General features: G+C 59.6%; 13 protein-coding genes. 11 read left to right on the plus strand and 2 right to left on the minus strand.

Annotated features, from left to right (window positions below):
* The first annotated feature begins 58 nt into the window (after positions 1–58).
* The 4 genes from atpA to HMPREF2749_RS03865 all read left to right on the plus strand — a co-directional run bounded on the left by atpA (position 59) and on the right by HMPREF2749_RS03865 (position 4,481).
* Positions 59–1,684 (plus strand): F0F1 ATP synthase subunit alpha, encoded by a 1,626-nt coding sequence (gene atpA, locus HMPREF2749_RS03850; protein WP_049340655.1) that lies wholly within the window; start codon positions 59–61, stop codon positions 1,682–1,684.
* 75 nt (positions 1,685–1,759) lie between these two features.
* A complete protein-coding gene (locus HMPREF2749_RS03855; protein WP_049340654.1) occupies positions 1,760–2,701 on the plus strand; it encodes a F0F1 ATP synthase subunit gamma in 942 nt (313 codons plus the stop codon).
* Between the two features lie 56 nt (positions 2,702–2,757).
* Entirely contained in the window at positions 2,758–4,221 is a 1,464-nt protein-coding gene (gene atpD / locus HMPREF2749_RS03860; protein WP_005507810.1) for a F0F1 ATP synthase subunit beta, read from the plus strand.
* A gap of 2 nt (positions 4,222–4,223) precedes the next feature.
* Positions 4,224–4,481: a F0F1 ATP synthase subunit delta/epsilon gene (locus HMPREF2749_RS03865; protein ID WP_049340652.1), complete on the plus strand. Its 258-nt coding sequence runs from the start codon at positions 4,224–4,226 to the stop codon at positions 4,479–4,481.
* 261 nt (positions 4,482–4,742) lie between these two features.
* On the opposite strand, the gene nucS is transcribed toward HMPREF2749_RS03865, so the two are convergent.
* Positions 4,743–5,456 (minus strand): endonuclease NucS, encoded by a 714-nt coding sequence (gene nucS / locus HMPREF2749_RS03870; RefSeq protein ID WP_005506450.1) that lies wholly within the window; start codon positions 5,454–5,456, stop codon positions 4,743–4,745.
* A gap of 227 nt (positions 5,457–5,683) precedes the next feature.
* Here nucS and HMPREF2749_RS09110 point away from each other — a divergent pair, with 227 nt between their 5' ends.
* Together HMPREF2749_RS09110 and HMPREF2749_RS03875 are read left to right on the plus strand one after the other, a co-directional pair.
* Positions 5,684–6,010 carry an ATP/GTP-binding protein gene (locus tag HMPREF2749_RS09110; RefSeq protein WP_080562540.1) on the plus strand — a complete coding sequence of 109 codons (327 nt, stop codon included), beginning with the start codon at positions 5,684–5,686 and terminating at the stop codon, positions 6,008–6,010.
* 84 nt (positions 6,011–6,094) lie between these two features.
* Complete coding sequence (locus tag HMPREF2749_RS03875) at positions 6,095–6,913, plus strand: alpha/beta hydrolase (RefSeq protein WP_049340650.1); 819 nt, start codon at positions 6,095–6,097, stop codon at positions 6,911–6,913.
* A 181-nt stretch (positions 6,914–7,094) separates the two neighbouring features.
* Here the strand turns inward: HMPREF2749_RS03875 and HMPREF2749_RS03880 are convergent, their stop codons facing one another.
* Positions 7,095–8,381 (minus strand): AI-2E family transporter, encoded by a 1,287-nt coding sequence (locus HMPREF2749_RS03880; protein ID WP_049347476.1) that lies wholly within the window; start codon positions 8,379–8,381, stop codon positions 7,095–7,097.
* A 294-nt stretch (positions 8,382–8,675) separates the two neighbouring features.
* Between HMPREF2749_RS03880 and HMPREF2749_RS03885 the strand changes: the two genes are divergently transcribed.
* The 5 genes from HMPREF2749_RS03885 to HMPREF2749_RS03905 all read left to right on the plus strand — a co-directional run bounded on the left by HMPREF2749_RS03885 (position 8,676) and on the right by HMPREF2749_RS03905 (position 15,398).
* The gene (locus HMPREF2749_RS03885; protein WP_049350321.1) at positions 8,676–9,674 is read left to right on the plus strand and encodes a co-chaperone YbbN; all 999 of its coding nucleotides are present in this window, start codon (positions 8,676–8,678) and stop codon (positions 9,672–9,674) included.
* A 319-nt stretch (positions 9,675–9,993) separates the two neighbouring features.
* Positions 9,994–11,010 (plus strand): ABC transporter ATP-binding protein, encoded by a 1,017-nt coding sequence (locus HMPREF2749_RS03890; RefSeq protein WP_049352977.1) that lies wholly within the window; start codon positions 9,994–9,996, stop codon positions 11,008–11,010.
* Complete coding sequence (locus HMPREF2749_RS03895; RefSeq protein WP_070593481.1) at positions 10,986–12,662, plus strand: transporter; 1,677 nt, start codon at positions 10,986–10,988, stop codon at positions 12,660–12,662. The genes HMPREF2749_RS03890 and HMPREF2749_RS03895 overlap by 25 nt, the downstream gene beginning before the upstream one ends.
* Before the next feature lie 303 nt (positions 12,663–12,965).
* Positions 12,966–13,265, plus strand: coding sequence for a DUF3039 domain-containing protein (locus tag HMPREF2749_RS03900; RefSeq protein WP_005506434.1), 300 nt, complete (start codon positions 12,966–12,968; stop codon positions 13,263–13,265).
* A 345-nt stretch (positions 13,266–13,610) separates the two neighbouring features.
* A complete protein-coding gene (locus HMPREF2749_RS03905) occupies positions 13,611–15,398 on the plus strand; it encodes a DEAD/DEAH box helicase (protein WP_070593482.1) in 1,788 nt (595 codons plus the stop codon).
* The last annotated feature ends 501 nt before the right edge of the window (positions 15,399–15,899 follow it).

Genomic DNA, 15,899 nt, shown 5'->3' on the forward strand with positions numbered 1-15,899 from the left:
AAGTTTCGGTTGGTTCCGTTGACGGAACGCAACCACAATGAGAGAGCAGGGACACAAGATGGCCGAACTGACCATCAATGCCGAAGATGTCCGTAATGCGCTGAACGAGTTTGCAGCGTCTTACGAACCCGGCAATGCAGAACGTGTTGAGGTGGGTCGAGTTGTATCGGCCTCCGACGGTATCGCTCGTGTCGAGGGCCTTCCCTCGGTTATGGCGAATGAGCTGCTTCGTTTCGAAGACGGCACCCTCGGCCTCGCACAGAACCTGGATACCCGCAATATTGGTGTGATCGTCCTGGGTGACTTCACCGGTATTGAAGAGGGCCAGGTCGTACACCGCACCGGTGAGGTCCTCTCGGTGCCCGTTGGCGACGCGTACCTCGGTCGCGTTGTTGACCCCCTGGGTAACCCGATCGATGACCTGGGCCCCATTGAGGCTGAAGGTCGCCGCGCACTGGAGCTGCAGGCTCCCGGCGTGACCCAGCGTAAGTCGGTTCACGAGCCGCTGCAGACCGGTCTGAAGGCAATCGACTCGATGATTCCGATTGGTCGCGGTCAGCGTCAGCTGATCATTGGTGACCGCCAGACCGGTAAGACCGCTATTGCGATCGACACCATTCTGAACCAGAAGGACAACTGGGCTTCGGGTGACCCCAACAAGCAGGTTCGATGCATCTACGTGGCTGTTGGCCAGAAGGCATCCACCATTGCAGCTGTCCGCCACACCCTTGAGACTCGCGGCGCGCTGGAGTACACCACCATCGTGGCATCTCCCGCATCCGACGCAGCAGGCTTCAAGTACCTGGCACCCTACACCGGTTCGGCTATCGGCCAGCACTGGATGTACGGTGGCAAGCACGTCCTCATCATCTTCGACGACCTGTCGAAGCAGGCAGAAGCATACCGCGCTGTGTCCCTGCTGCTGCGCCGCCCGCCGGGACGTGAAGCATACCCCGGTGACGTCTTCTACCTGCACTCCCGCCTGCTGGAGCGTTGCGCTAAGCTCTCTGACGACCTGGGCGCAGGCTCGATGACCGGCTTCCCGATCATTGAGACCAAGGCAAACGACGTTTCCGCCTTCATTCCGACCAACGTCATCTCCATTACTGACGGCCAGATCTTCCTGCAGTCCGACCTGTTCAACGCTAACCAGCGTCCGGCAGTCGACGTCGGTATCTCCGTCTCCCGTGTTGGTGGTGCCGCACAGACCAAGGCTATGAAGAAGGTCTCCGGTACCCTGAAGCTGGAGCTGGCACAGTACCGTGCAATGGAAGCGTTCGCAATGTTCGCATCCGACCTGGACGACGCTACCAAGGCACAGCTGACCCGCGGTTCTCGCCTGACCGAGCTGCTGCGTCAGCCGCAGTACACCCCGTACGCAGTTGAAGAGCAGGTTGTCTCCATTTGGGCTGGTACCTCCGGTCACCTCGACGACATTGAGGTTTCCGACGTGCTGCGCTTCGAGGAAGGCTTCATCGAGTACCTGCGTCACAAGACCTCGGTACTGACCGATATCGCTTCCTCCGGCAAGCTTGAGGATGACACCGTTGCAGCTCTGAAGTCCGCAGTTACTGACTTCAAGCAGGGTTTCAAGTCTGAGGGCAGCAGCCACCTCGTCGACGCAGGTCACGAGGAGCACAAGGCAGCTCGCGATAGCGACATCACTCAGGAAACCATCGGTTAGCGATTAGTCCTCGCCTTCTCCCCGCCTCAGCTATGAGGCTGGGGCGGGGCAGAAAGCAAGGAGAAAGGAAGCTCTATGGGAGCCCAGATTAGGGTTTACCGACAGAAGATTGCTTCGACGTCGTCTATGAAGAAGATCTTCAAGGCGATGGAGATGATCGCGACCTCCCGCATTAACAAGGCTCGTAACGCTGCTCAGGCAGCCGGCCCTTACGCGAACGCTCTGACCCGCGTGGTGACTGCGGTTGCGACTCAGCACGGTATTAAGCACCCGCTGATTCACAAGCCGCACGAGTTCGGAACCTACGAACACCGTCGCTCCGCAATCCTGGTTGTTACCAGTGACCGCGGTCTGGCAGGTTCGTACTCCTCCGCTATCCTGCGTCGTACCGAATCTCTGATTGAGAGGCTGCGCTCTAACGGCCAGGAGGTACAGCTGTACCTGGTTGGCCGTAAGGCAAAGGCTTACTTCGAGTTCCGTGAGCGCCCCTACGCCCGTGCGTGGGAGGGGCACACCGATGCACCTCGTGTTGAAACTGCCGTCGAAATTCGTGACGCGCTGCTCGAAGCCTACGACCTGCCCTTCGAAGAGGGCGGCGTGGACGAACTGCACATCGTATACACCGAGTTCAAGTCGATGGTTGTTCAGGAACCCAAGATCCTGCGCCTGCTGCCCATCCACGTGGGTGACGCAAAGGCTATGGGCGAGGAAATCGTTCCCGACCAGGAACTGACCAAGGCTGAGTACGAGCAGGCGGCATCCTTCGAGTTCGAGCCCTCCGCCGAGGAAGTGCTCAACGCGCTGTTGCCGCGCTACATTGCATCGCGTATCTTCTCCTGCCTCCTGCAGGCAGCAGCAAGTGAGCTGGCATCCCGCCAGCGCGCGATGAAGACCGCAGGTGACAACGCTGAGACGCTGATTACCAAGTACACCCGTTTGATGAACAACGCACGTCAGGCGGAAATTACTCAGGAGCTCTCCGAAATCGTGGGCGGCGCAGACGCCCTCGGCTCCTAGTACTTGTACGCCAACGAAGCCATCAACTGTCCAAACTTTCTAAGTAAGTGAGAAATATGACTGCCACCTACAACGAATCGGTCTCCGCACCGACTCAGGGCGCAACGGGTCGTATTGCCCGCGTCATCGGCCCCGTGGTCGACGTCGAGTTCCCCGCCGGTCAGGTCCCCGAGATTTACAACGCTCTGACCACCGAGCTGACCCTCGACGGTCGCACCCGCACCATCACCTTCGAGACCGCACAGCACCTGGGCGACTCGATCGTTCGCGCTATCTCCCTGCAGCAGACTGACGGCCTGGTCCGCGGTCAGGCTGTAGTCGACACCGGCGCACCGATCTCCGTCCCCGTTGGTGACGGCGTGAAGGGCCACATCTTCAACGTTCTCGGTGACGCACTCGACGTGCCGAACTCCGAGATCAAGGCTGACACCTACTGGCCGATCCACCGTGCCGCTCCCGGCTTCGCAGAGCTGGAAGGCTCCACCGAAATGCTGGAGACTGGTATTAAGTCCATCGACCTTCTGACCCCCTACATCAAGGGCGGTAAGATTGGTCTGTTCGGTGGTGCAGGCGTGGGTAAGACCGTGCTGATCCAGGAAATGATTACCCGTGTGGCTCGTAACTTCGGTGGTACCTCCGTGTTCACCGGTGTTGGCGAGCGTACCCGTGAGGGTAACGACCTGTGGGTCGAAATGGAAGAAGCAGGCGTTCTGAAGGACACCGCTCTTGTGTTCGGCCAGATGGATGAGCCCCCGGGAACCCGTCTGCGCGTGGCACTGACCGGTCTGACCATGGCGGAGTACTTCCGCGATGTTCAGAACCAGGACGTGCTGCTGTTCATCGACAACATCTTCCGTTTCACTCAGGCAGGTTCTGAGGTTTCCACCCTGCTGGGCCGCATGCCCTCCGCAGTGGGTTACCAGCCGAACCTGGCGGACGAAATGGGTCTGCTGCAGGAGCGTATTACCTCCACCCGCGGTCACTCCATCACCTCCATGCAGGCAATTTACGTGCCTGCGGATGACTACACCGACCCGGCGCCGGCAACCACCTTCGCGCACCTGGATGCGACCACCGAGCTCTCTCGTGAAATCGCATCGCGCGGTCTGTACCCGGCAATTGACCCGCTGTCCTCCACCTCCCGAATTCTGGACGCACAGTACATCGGTCAGGAGCACTACGACACCGCAATTCGTGTGAAGGCTATTCTGCAGGAAAACAAGGAACTGCAGGACATCATCGCGATTCTGGGTGTGGACGAGCTCTCCGAGGAGCAGAAGATCGTCGTGGCACGTGCACGTCGTATCGAGCAGTTCCTCTCCCAGAACACCTACACTGCAAAGCAGTTCACCGGTGTCGAGGGTTCGACCGTTCCGCTGAAGGACACCATCGAGTCCTTCCAGATGATCTGCAACGGCGATGTCGACCACATCCCCGAGCAGGCGTTCTACAACATTGGTGGTATGGACGACGTTATGCGCCGCTACGAGGAAATCAAGGCACAGACTGGAGCTAAGTAATCATGGCTCTGAAAGTTGAAGTTGTTTCCCGCGAACGCGTCGTGTGGACTGGCGAAGCGAAGTACGTTCGTGCACGCTCCGTCAGCGGTGACCTCGGCATCCTGCCGGGCATGATCCCCACCTGCACGCTGCTGGCACAGGACGGCGAGCTGCTCATTGAACCCGTTGATGGTGAGCCCATTAAGACCATCCTCAACGCAGGTTTCTTGACCGTCTCGAACGATCACGTGACCATCGTTGCAAAGCACGCACAGATCTAAAGCTGGTTCCCCTCAGCGGGAATTAGCCACTGTGTACACCTCGCCGGTGTTCCACCCTGAAAGGGGAGGGGCACCGGCGATTGGTGTATCCGGGGGTAGATTGTTTACGCAGAACGAGAGTGTGCACAGAAAGAACGCGTGCGCCGAAAGAGCGCGGGCAGAAAGATGATGGGCTGAAAAGGGGCGCCTCCCATGGTCGGGAGGCGCCCCTCAAGCTATGTGCAGCTGCTTAGCCTAGAGCCGTTTAGAACAGACGGTCAGCTAGAACAGACGGTCAGCGGAGTCGTCCACGCCGCGCATCGCATCGTAGTCCAGGCTCACGCAGCGGATACCGCGGTCCTCAGCCAGGGTACGTGCCTGCGGCTTAATCGTCTGTGCCGCAAATACGCCGCGCACCGGTGCCAGCAGCGGGTCACGGTTGAGCAACTCCAGGTAACGGGTCAGCTGCTCCACACCGTCAATATCGCCCACACGCTTGAGCTCAACCGCCACGGAGACGCCGTGCGCATCCTTCGCCATGATGTCTACCGGACCGATAGCGGTCGGGTACTCGCGGCGCACCAGCGAATAGCCCTCACCGAGAGTGTGGATCTGCTCTGCGAGCAGACGCTGCAGATCAGCCTCCACACCGTCCTTGATGAGGCCGGGATCAACACCCAGGTCGGTGGCGTGCTCGTGCTCAATCTTGTAGATGCGAATCATGAGGCGGTCATCGCTCTTAGCTGCCTGAACGGTCCACAGCTGCTGAACATCGGACTCTAGGTCCTCACGGATGCTCTGCGGAACGTCCTCACGCTCAGCCACCAGCAGGGAGCAGGGAGGGCTCATCCAGTTCAGAGGCTTGTAGGAACCGCCGTCGGAGTGAATGAGGACGGAGCCGTCATTCTTGACCATCAGCAGGCGGGTAGCGCGGGGCAGGTGGGCGCGGAGGCGGCCCTCATAATCTACGGAGCATTCAGCAATGACAATACGCATCCGTCCACTCTAGCAGGTACGAGTGTTTGGCTCTAGCAGGTGAGGGTATGAGATAGGGAACCTGAGCTTGGTACAGGTCGCGGACGGGGCACAGCAGGGAAGTACGGCACAGAGCGGGGGAGTACCGCCTCAACATGAGTACCACGCCAGTATGTGGAAGAGCGTAGAGCGAACAGCGGCAGGACCGATAGGTAGAGATAGCTGAGCGGCGCGGTAGAATAGGGCTCATGGCACGTAAGAATCATCCCGGCAGGCGAGCATCCGGCACCACCAGCGATAAGTGGCACCGTCAAGCACCCGCAGGGCGTGATATCAGCAGGATCCTCGACCCTGCGCCCCGATTGGAACGTGACCGATACGGTGACTGGCTGGTGCAATACATTCCCGCCGTCAACGCCCAAAAAACCTACACCTGCCCCGAATGCTACCGCCCGATTCCGCCCAGAACAGCGCACCTGGTGGTGTGGCAAGAAAGCCACACGATGGGCCGTAGCCGCGCCATTGACGAGCGCAGGCACTGGCATCAGCATTGCTGGCGCACCCGCCGCAAATAGGCTGAACACTGCACTTGAGGTGCAGCCTAAGACTACATTCTTGACCAAAACCACATTCTCGAATCCATTTCTTGAAGGAACGCAATGAGCAACACCGCCGATATCACCCGCGAGCAGGAATTCGATCCCGCCCGCTACGTCTTCAGCACCGCCGCTGAGCCCACCCCCATTAAGGCACGTACTGTGCTTCCGGCACGCCGCGAGAACTTCACCGTCACCACCGCGGACGGCAAGCGCCTCGTCGGTGAACTCGCCCTGCCCGAAGGCGAAGTCAAGGCAACCCTGGTGACCTTCCACCCGCTGCCCACCCACGGCGGCTACATGGACTCGCACGTGTACAAGAAGGCTTCCTTCCGCCTGCCGGCGCTGTCGAACATCGCGGTGCTGCGTTTCAACACTCGCGGCACCTCCTCGATTCGCGGCACCAGCGAAGGTGTCTTTGACGGCGGCTTTGCCGAGAAGAAGGACTTTGACGCAATCCTGAAGTTTGTACGCGAGCGTGCCCTGCCGAACCCCTGGCTGGTCGGCTGGTCCTTCGGCACCGAGCTGGTGCTCAAGTACGCGCCCGAATACGCGAACGAGTTCACCGGCGCCATTCTGCTCTCCCCGCCGTTGCACCGCGTGCACCCGGCTGAGCTGGACGAGTGGAACAAGATCTCGAACCCGCTGTACGCGCTGGTGCCCGAGCATGACGACTACCTGCAGCCTCCGGCAGCGCGTGAGCGTTTCGCGGCTGTACCGCGTACTCGGGTAATTCCCTTCGAGGGTTGCAAGCACCTGTGGGTGGGCGAGAAGTCCGTGCAGCAGGTCCTGAACACTATTGTCAGCATCGTAACCGGTGTGCCCACTGAACTGCCCACCGAGTACAACGGCCCGGTGGCAGAAGAAATTACTGAGCTCTAAAGGTTTGGCATAAAAACACAGCGTAAAAACACTGCATAAAAATATCAAGGCGGCGGCTTTGGATAGAACATCCAAAGCCGCCGCCTTATGTCTTAAACGCCTGCTCGGTGGAAGAGCCGTGAGCGCGTAGAGAACCTAGAGGGGACTCTACAGCTGGGAGGCGACTACAACTGGGCGGTGACTATAGTTGGTCCTGGCGAGGAATGAACACCTCACGCACCAGAATCAGCATGGAAGCCGCCACCGGAATAGCAATCAGCGCGCCCAGCACGCCCCATAGCGCGCCACCGGCAGCCACCGAAATAATCGCAACACCGGCAGGGACCGACACAGCGCGAGCCATAATACGCGGAGAAATCAGGTACGCCTCCACCTGCAAGTACAGGAAGTACGCCACCGCAAACCACAGCGCCAGACTCCAACCCTGAGTCAGCAGAATCAGCGAGGTCAAAATCAGCGCAATCACGCCACCAACCAGCGGAATGAACGCCAGAATCATAACGACCAAAGCCATCAACTGCGGGAAGCTAAAGCCCAAGAACAACATTATGAAGAATGCGAAGAGGGCGTTCAGAATGGCTACCATCGCCTGGCCCATCACGTAGTTACCCACCGACTCAGTAATCTTGTCGGTAATGTACTTGACACGCACACGCTTAGACGCCGGCGCCAAACGCACACCCCACGCCTTAATCGTGTCCATCGACGTGAGGAAGTACAGGGACAGGAACAGCACAATAATCACGCCGGTCACGCTCTGCGCCAGGGTAGAACCCGCAGAAACCAGGCTCGACATGAAGCTATTGACCTGCGAAGAGGAGAACGTCGACTCCAAGAACTTAGGGACGTTCTCATTCACCCAGGTGCTGATGCTAAAACGCTGATCAAGCTCGTGGTACCAATCAGAATCAATCGTGTTCTGATAAATACCCGGCGCGTACTGCACAAACTTAGACGCCTGCTCGCTAATGACCGGGCCAATCGTCATCACCAGACCGGTCACAGCGCCAGCAAAACCAGCAAGCACAGCAATCACGCCGATACCGCGCTTAATGCCCCAAGACTCCAGGCGGCGCACAATCGGGTCCAGACCCAGAGCAATGAAAATAGCACCGGTCACCCAACCCACCAGGGCACCCACATTATTGAAAATGTAGTAGGCGAAGAGCGCCAGACCCACGCCCACGGTCATGAGGAAACCAAAAGCGACCGGGTTATGCATCATCGAGGTCTTGCCGTTGCCGACCACCTTCGGTGCGGGAGGCGCATCCTCAGAAGCGGCGGGAACCACCGGAATGGTATCCGTAGGAGGCATAGAAGCGCGGCGGCGGTTGGAACGCACCTGGCTAATGCTTTCGGTCAGCTCGCTGAAGGTCTCCGTTAGCTGATCGGTGAGGGATTCCTTCTTGCGCGTCTCGGGGGACGATGTCGTCTCTGCGGGAGCTTCTGAGGCTTTCTTCTCGCTCATGCTCTTCCTTTCCGAATCATTCCGGGTATTTTTTCTCTACTGTGCCATTCTACCGGCTGGTTTACTTTGTTACGGCGTCCACGGTGAATCCCAAGGACAGGGGAGTGCATGTGGGAGAGATATTTGCGGGACGGATCGGGCAATAGCCCAAACGCTATCCCCGGCATGAGCTCAGAGCGTAGGCGACAGAGAACGGGCGCTCGCAACGGTGCGTTGTGGGGATAATAGAGGAAGGAACGCGTGAAGGATTTAGCCCGCACGCAACAATAGGTACAGAACGTAAAGGAGCCCAGGATGAGCATTATTTTTGATCCGGCAGACCGCGGCGCATCCCAGAACGCGGCACAGGGTCATGTCGCGCAGGGTGGTGCAGCGCAGAACGGGGCAGCGCAGGAGATTCCCGCCTCCGTACGCAACGCCATGGAACTAAACCCCAACGCGGCACAGTCTGCTGGCGAACAGGGCGGCGAGCAGACCCCCTCCGCTCCCACCTGGCGCTACGAGGTCAACACCCCCGAAGAGTTCCAGAAGTTCGTTCAGCTCTCCAGCCAGGGTGCCGTAATTTTTGCGCTCTACGCGCCGCACTCGCCCTCCTCCCTGCAGATGCTCGAAGGCGTGCAGAAGCTTGTTGATTCCGCCGCAGGTAGCATGATTTGCGCTGCCGTGGACGTCACCAAGCTCCCCGAAGCTGCCCAGGCATTCGGCGTGAGCGGCGTGCCCGCGGGCGTTGCCGTTCTGGCGGGCCGCCCGGCACCGATTTACACCGGCCCGGTCAGCGCAGAAGACCTCGGCGATGTGCTCTCCCAGGTTCTGCAACTCGCGGCACAGTACCAGCTGCCCGGCGGCTTCGACCCGGTCGTTCCCGAAGATGAAAAGCCCCTGCCGCCCCTGCACGCAGAAGCTGTCGCCGCCCTCGACCGCGGCGACCTGGAGGGCGCCCGCGCCGCATACCGCAAGGCAATTGCCGAGAACCCCGGTGATAAGGAAGCGAAGCTCGGCCTGGAACAGGTTGAACTGCTCGCCCGTGTGAAGGATCTGGACATGGCAACCGAACGTGCGGCGGCCGCGGCAGATCCCATGAACATTGACGCCGCGTTCAACGTAGCCGACCTGGACCTGGTCGGTGGCCACGTGGAGGACGCGTACAACCGTCTACTGCGCCTGTTCAGCGCTGTTGGTCCTGACGATAAGGCGCGTGTGCGCGAGCGTCTCGTGCAGCTCTTCGATGTGGTGGGTGCATCTGACCCGCGCACCGTCAAGGCGCGTGCGGCACTGACTATGGCGCTGTTCTAAAAGGCGCTGTCGCCTGGGAAACGTCATGAGCCGGTCTAGCGAGCTCTGGCTAATCTAGGCGGCTGAAACTTTGAATACGGACGGGCTATCGTCTACCCCTGCACTCGGGCTGCGGGGGAGGCTGTAGCCCGTTCTGCGTTCGCGGGTTTGAGCGGTTTTAAGGGTGGGGAGAGCAGGCGACTCAACCTGTCTGATAGCGCGGTTGGATGGCATCTATAGCACCCCGAAATGTCCATATTATGCATTGTGAGTACTTAATAATGCAGGTTTCATCACCAAACCTGCTAGACCTCATGGGGGGGGGTGGTAGGGTGAAAATATGAACACTAGTCACTTTCCCCAGGACCCGAACCTGCAAGAACCAGGTTCACCGCAGAACCCGGTACAAGAGACCAACCCGGTACTAGAGACCACAGTAGAGGCAACCCCCGCCGCGGCAGTACCTCAAGCTATAGTCCCCGAATTTGCAGCGCCGGAAGCTACAAACCTCGAGCCTGTAGCGCCGGAAGCTGTAGTTCCCGCATCGGTAGCACCGCAGCTACCCGTCACCCCGCAGACTATACCTGCAGCTGGCGCTCGCCCCGCCATCGAAATCCGCGGCCTCACCAAGGCATTCGGTCAGAAGGTCGCCGTCGACCGCATCAACCTGGATATCCCCTCTGGATCCTTCTACGGGCTGGTCGGCCGCAACGGCGCCGGTAAAACCACCACCATCTCCATGGTCACCGGCATGCTCATGCCCAGCGAAGGCACCGCATACGTGCGAGGCATCGACATGTGGGCCGAACCGCTCAAGGCTAAGGCGCACCTGGGCGTGCTACCCGACGGTGTGCATCTCTTCGACAAGCTCACCGGCGAGCAGCTCATCACCTACTCCGGCTACCTGCACGGAATCGATAAGGAAACTGTCGCATCCCGCGTCAAGGACCTGCTCACCGCAATGGACCTGACCGACGCTGCGGGTCGTGCCGTCGCCGACTACTCCGCCGGTATGACCAAGAAGATTGCGCTCGCCGCCGCTCTCGTTCACGCGCCCTCCGTGCTGATCCTGGACGAGCCCTTTGAGGCGGTCGACCCGGTTTCCGCCGCTAATATTCAGGACATTCTGCGTGGCTTCGTTGCCTCCGGCGGAACTGTCATTATCTCCTCGCACGTGATGGACCTTGTCCAGCGCCTGTGCGACCACGTAGCCGTCATGGACTCCGGCCGTATTCTCGCCGCCGGAACGGTCGATGAAGTACGCGCCGGCATGAGCCTTGAAGAACGATTCGTGCAGCTGGTCGGCGGCCGCACCTCCTCGGAAGGATTGTCATGGTTGGGCACCTCGTCTCACTAAAGTGGCAGTATGTGCTCGCCTCCTTCCGCCGCAGCATCTGGGCGCTCATCGGCCTAATTTTTGCGGCGCTTTATGCGGGCGGCATGCTCTTCGGCCTCGGCTCCGCATACTTTATCGCTAACTCGGAGGTACCCGAATACGGTCAGCTCGGAACCCTCCTGGTAGGCGCGGTTATTGCGCTCGCCTGGGCTATTGTCCCCATTTTCTTTAGCGGACTGGACGGCACCCTGGACGAGAGCCGATTCGTGCTCTTCCCCATCAAGCCCTCCACCCTGCAGAAGGGCCAGTTCCTCGGCGGGTTCGTGGGTATCCCCGGCATTGCCAGCATCATTGCCGTGCTGCTGGGTGCGATCGCGTTTATATCGCAACCGCTCGCGCTGGTCGTGTACCTCATCTGCTGCGTGCTCGGCCTTGCGAACCTCATGGTGTGGGCTCGTCTCGCCAACCGCCTGGGCATGGCGTTGAATGATAACCCGCGCATCGCCAACACCCTGATGATCGTTGCCATGCTACTGATGATGAGCGCCGGCTTTATCTTCGGTGGAACGATAACCTACCTGACCAAGCACTGGGAAGAGGTGCTGCCCTACCTGCCGTGGCTGGGCGTGACGCCCTTCGGGTCCGCGTTTGCTGTGCCCTACTTTATGGCGACCGGCAATATGGGCACCGCCCTTGGTTGCCTGGCTCTGACCCTCGTCTACCTGGCTGGCGGATGGTGGCTGTGGGGTAAGAACCTGGCACGCTCCATGGCGAATGTGGGCGGTAGCGCGCACCACGCCAGCGCTGCCGAAGTCGCCGCAGGTGATTTGGGTCTGTTGGCACGGTTCCCGGCAACCCCGCGTGGCGCCGTGGCGGCACGAACCCTGCACTCATTTCTGAAAGACAACCGTCTGCAGCTGCTGACCGCAAGCACCGCCATGCTTTACCTGATACTGACGGTGGCTATGCCCCTGTTCCTGAGCTCTGTAGGCTCCTTCGAAAGTCGGGCCAGTTTTAACGGCGTCAACGCGGCTGAAGCTAACCAGATCATCAATAGCGGCGTGATGCAGCTCTTCGGATTCTGGATGTACTTCTGCACCGTCTTCACCGGCTACTACATGTGCTATCTCGTCTCCTACGACAACACCGCATTCAGCCTGCACGTGCTCTCCCCGCTACGCGGTATTGACGATCGTCTCGGCCGTCTTTGGGGTTACAGCATCCTGACGGTTCCGATCGTGGTGGTGATGGTGTTCGTCGCCTCAGCGGCAAATGGACACCTGGAGCTTTTCCCCATCGTGCTGATGCACCAGCTGGGCGTGCTCGCCGCGGCGGCTGGCATGGGATGCGTGATGGATACCTTCATCAGCCCGCCCGTGGCGCCTCCCGGTGCTAACCCGTTCAAGAACCCGAAGAACACTGACGGCTTCGCTAAGCAACTGCTGCTGATGCTCTCTATAGTTTTGGTGATGCTCAGCGCGCTGCCCGGCGGTATCTCTGTTGTCGTGTACATTTTCCGCACGCAGGATGTGCTGACCCTCGTCTACGGTGGCTTGATTCAGCTGCTGATTGGTGCCGCACTGCTCGTGGGCGGCGTGGCGTGGGGCGGTCACCGCTACGATAAGGTCAGCTCCAAGATGCTGGAGCGCGTGGCACGCTTCCAGGCGAACTAACAAGAGTCGAAGCTCCAGCACATCAGGAATAAAAGAGAAGGGTTCCGTGTTAGGTACTACGCCTGGCGCGGAACCCCTTTTCTATGCTTCTATGCCGCCCGAAATTCTAGCCCCGAACTTCTGACGGAAAGAAGCTCACCGCAATACCTAAGAGTCTATGGTTGAGCTGTGGCCTGCCTCCATATTGACCGCCCGGGGGCTCGGCACCTCCCAACTGCTACTAAAATAGAGAAGGCGCCAATCACCCAACCGTGCAGCGGCACCCCTCACCCTATGTATCCCACCTCATCATCAAGGAGAAACATGAGCTCGATCGAAGGTATCGAAGACCCCTTTGGCCCCGGAACCGCAGGCGGCACCGCCCTGCTCGAACGCGAAGAAACCCAGCTTTCTGAGCCCGGCGACCACGAGCGCTTCTCCCACTACGTACGCAAGGAAAAGATCCTCGAATCGGCGCTGACCGGTGAACCCGTGCGCGCCCTCTGCGGCAAAATGTGGGTACCCGGCCGCGACCCGCAGAAGTTCCCCGTCTGCCCCCAGTGCAAGGAAATCTACGAAGGCCTTGCACCCGGCAACGACGGCGACAACGGCTCCGGCGAATAATACGCGCCAGACGACACGCTTCAGACAACACAACCGGGGCGATACAACCTGGGCGATACGCCTGAATAAATACGAATAAATAACACGCCGCAGCAGCAAGACTCAACGGCCCAACACCGCTCATGAGACTTTGCTGACGAGCACCAAATTCTTGCACCACAGCCCGGCCCAACCCGCGGATGTGGTGCTAGAATTTAACCTCGCTGTGCCCGGACCGCCAGAGTGCTAAGAACACCAGCGCACTAGGAACACCAGAGTGCCCACCACCTCCATACGGGGGGAGGAGCGCCCCTGCGCTGAGTCGGCGGGAGGAATCAGTAGAGGCAGAAGAGGAAGAAGGAGAGAATGAGCGCACCCGCAGAGGAACCCACACTATTTGACAGTATGGTGAAGCCGAAGCTCTCCCCGGCATACCCCGACCGCGCCCCCTGGGGTACTTCCGTCAGCTTGCGTGCCTGGCAGGCAGAAGCCATGCAGAAGTACTTCGAAACCAACCCCCGCGACTTCATGGCAGTCGCAACCCCCGGCGCGGGTAAAACCACGTTCGCGCTGACCCTCGCCAAGGAACTATTCAACCGCGGCACGGTCCGCCAGCTCATCGTTGTGGCGCCCACCGACCACCTGAAAAAGCAGTGGGCAGACGCCGCCGCGAAGGTCGGTATTCCCATTGACCCGAACTTCAAGAACGCGGATGTGACCATCAGCCGCCACTACAAGGGTGTGGCGCTGACCTACGCGCAGGTGGCGAATAAGCCGCAGCTACACGCCCGCAACACCGAGGAAACGAAGACCCTCGTAATTTTTGACGAGATTCACCACGCCGGTGATTCGCTGTCCTGGGGCGACGGCCTGCGTGAAGCGTTCGACGACGCGACCCGCCGCGTGGCGCTGACCGGTACCCCGTTCCGTTCGGACACCTCCCCGATTCCGTTCGTCACCTACGAGGTCGACAATGACGGTATCCGCCGCTCCAAAGCGGACTACTCCTACGGTTACGGCCCCGCGCTGAAGGACCACGTGGTGCGCCCGGTCATCTTCATGGCGTACTCGGGCCAGATGCGTTGGCGCACCTCCGCCGGTGAGGAAATGGCGGCAAACCTCGGCGAAGGTTTCACCAAGGACATTACCTCCCAGGCGTGGCGAACCGCCCTCGACCCCAACGGCGAATGGATCCCGACCGTACTCGCGGCGGCCGATAAGCGCCTGACCGAGGTGCGCCGCACCGTGCCCGACGCCGGTGCGCTCGTCATCGCCACCGACCACGCGGACGCCAAAGCCTACGCAGAGCAGCTTCAGAAAATCACCGGCGAATACCCCGCCGTGATTCTCTCTGACGACCGTGAAGCCTCCGCAAAAATCGACGAATTCCGTGAAGGCATGCAACGCTGGATGGTTGCCGTGCGCATGGTATCCGAAGGCGTGGACGTGCCCCGCCTCGCCGTGGGCGTGTACGCCACCAGCACCAGCACCCCGCTGTTCTTCGCGCAGGCTATTGGTCGTTTCGTGCGTGCCCGCAAGCGCGGCGAAACCGCGTCCGTGTTCCTACCCTCGGTGCCGCAGCTGATGATGCTCGCCAACGACATGGAAGTAGAACGCGACCACGCCCTCGACCGTGGCACACCCCAGGAAATCGACCCTATGGTTGAAGGCCTGGACGATCACCTGCTCGAAGAAGCAAACCGCGAGGAGCGCGCCTCCGAGCAGCTGGCACGCGGCAAGTTCGAGGCGCTCGGCTCCGAGGCGTCCTTCCACGGTGTGCTGTTCGACGGCGCTGAGTTCGCCTCCGGCAACCTTGCCGTGGGTAGTGAGGAGGAGCAGGACTTCCTGGGTATTCCGGGCCTGCTGGATGCCGAACAGGTCGGTACGCTGTTGCGAGCGCATCAGCGTGAGCATGCGGCACGCCGCCCGGCGACTGCGGCGCCTTCGGTGGTGGATCACCGCCAGTTGAAGGAGCTACGCAATAAGCTGGCGAAGAACGTGGCAGCGTGGTCGATTCGTTCGGGTCAGCCGCACGGCGTGATTCACAATGAGCTGCGTAAGATTTGTGGCGGCCCGGCGGTCGCGCAGGCTTCTGCGGAGCAGATTCAGGCGCGTATCGATAAGCTGTCGGACTGGTTCGTGGGTCGACGCTAGAACGTGGATAGAACGTAAAGAAAAGCCCCGCGAGTGAGTGCGCTCGCGGGGCTTCTGCGTATATGAAGGAAAACTATAGTTCTTTGAGTGATTTTTACCTGAAGGTTTTTTCAGGTGCTTAAAAGCACAAAAGAGGAAAAATCTGCCGGGTGAATGGTGGGAATGTGTGGTTCTTAAATTCTAGATGTGGCTTTTGAATCTTTATTTCGAGAAAAACATCGCCTGAAGGTTGTTTATGGGAGGAGCGTCAGAGGGATTTAGGGGAGAAATGTGTGTGAATAAAAGTTCAAGTACTGGTTGAACACTGCATGTCAAAGTGGGTTTATGGAAGATTGTGTGCGTTTTTCGCTTGAAATTTTAATACGGGGGGGGGGTATGCTTTCTCCAAGTGTTGGGTTTCCCTGTGCTTTTGAAGCTGACCTTTGTGTTTTTGATCTTCTGGGCGTGCAGGGGCTGACGCTTGTATAGAAACATCATGCATTCACTCTCTTCAGCGCGCTA

Source organism: Rothia sp. HMSC075F09 (genome assembly GCF_001810515.1).
Lineage (GTDB): Bacteria > Actinomycetota > Actinomycetes > Actinomycetales > Micrococcaceae > Rothia.

Coding starts and splice junctions, on each gene's coding strand:
- atpA (WP_049340655.1), top strand. CDS start 59: ATGGCCGAACTGACCATCAATGCCGAAGATGTCCGTAATGCGCTGAAC.
- HMPREF2749_RS03855 (WP_049340654.1), top strand. CDS start 1,760: ATGGGAGCCCAGATTAGGGTTTACCGACAGAAGATTGCTTCGACGTCG.
- atpD (WP_005507810.1), top strand. CDS start 2,758: ATGACTGCCACCTACAACGAATCGGTCTCCGCACCGACTCAGGGCGCA.
- HMPREF2749_RS03865 (WP_049340652.1), top strand. CDS start 4,224: ATGGCTCTGAAAGTTGAAGTTGTTTCCCGCGAACGCGTCGTGTGGACT.
- nucS (WP_005506450.1), bottom strand. CDS start 5,456: ATGCGTATTGTCATTGCTGAATGCTCCGTAGATTATGAGGGCCGCCTC.
- HMPREF2749_RS09110 (WP_080562540.1), top strand. CDS start 5,684: ATGGCACGTAAGAATCATCCCGGCAGGCGAGCATCCGGCACCACCAGC.
- HMPREF2749_RS03875 (WP_049340650.1), top strand. CDS start 6,095: ATGAGCAACACCGCCGATATCACCCGCGAGCAGGAATTCGATCCCGCC.
- HMPREF2749_RS03880 (WP_049347476.1), bottom strand. CDS start 8,381: ATGAGCGAGAAGAAAGCCTCAGAAGCTCCCGCAGAGACGACATCGTCC.
- HMPREF2749_RS03885 (WP_049350321.1), top strand. CDS start 8,676: ATGAGCATTATTTTTGATCCGGCAGACCGCGGCGCATCCCAGAACGCG.
- HMPREF2749_RS03890 (WP_049352977.1), top strand. CDS start 9,994: ATGAACACTAGTCACTTTCCCCAGGACCCGAACCTGCAAGAACCAGGT.
- HMPREF2749_RS03895 (WP_070593481.1), top strand. CDS start 10,986: ATGGTTGGGCACCTCGTCTCACTAAAGTGGCAGTATGTGCTCGCCTCC.
- HMPREF2749_RS03900 (WP_005506434.1), top strand. CDS start 12,966: ATGAGCTCGATCGAAGGTATCGAAGACCCCTTTGGCCCCGGAACCGCA.
- HMPREF2749_RS03905 (WP_070593482.1), top strand. CDS start 13,611: ATGAGCGCACCCGCAGAGGAACCCACACTATTTGACAGTATGGTGAAG.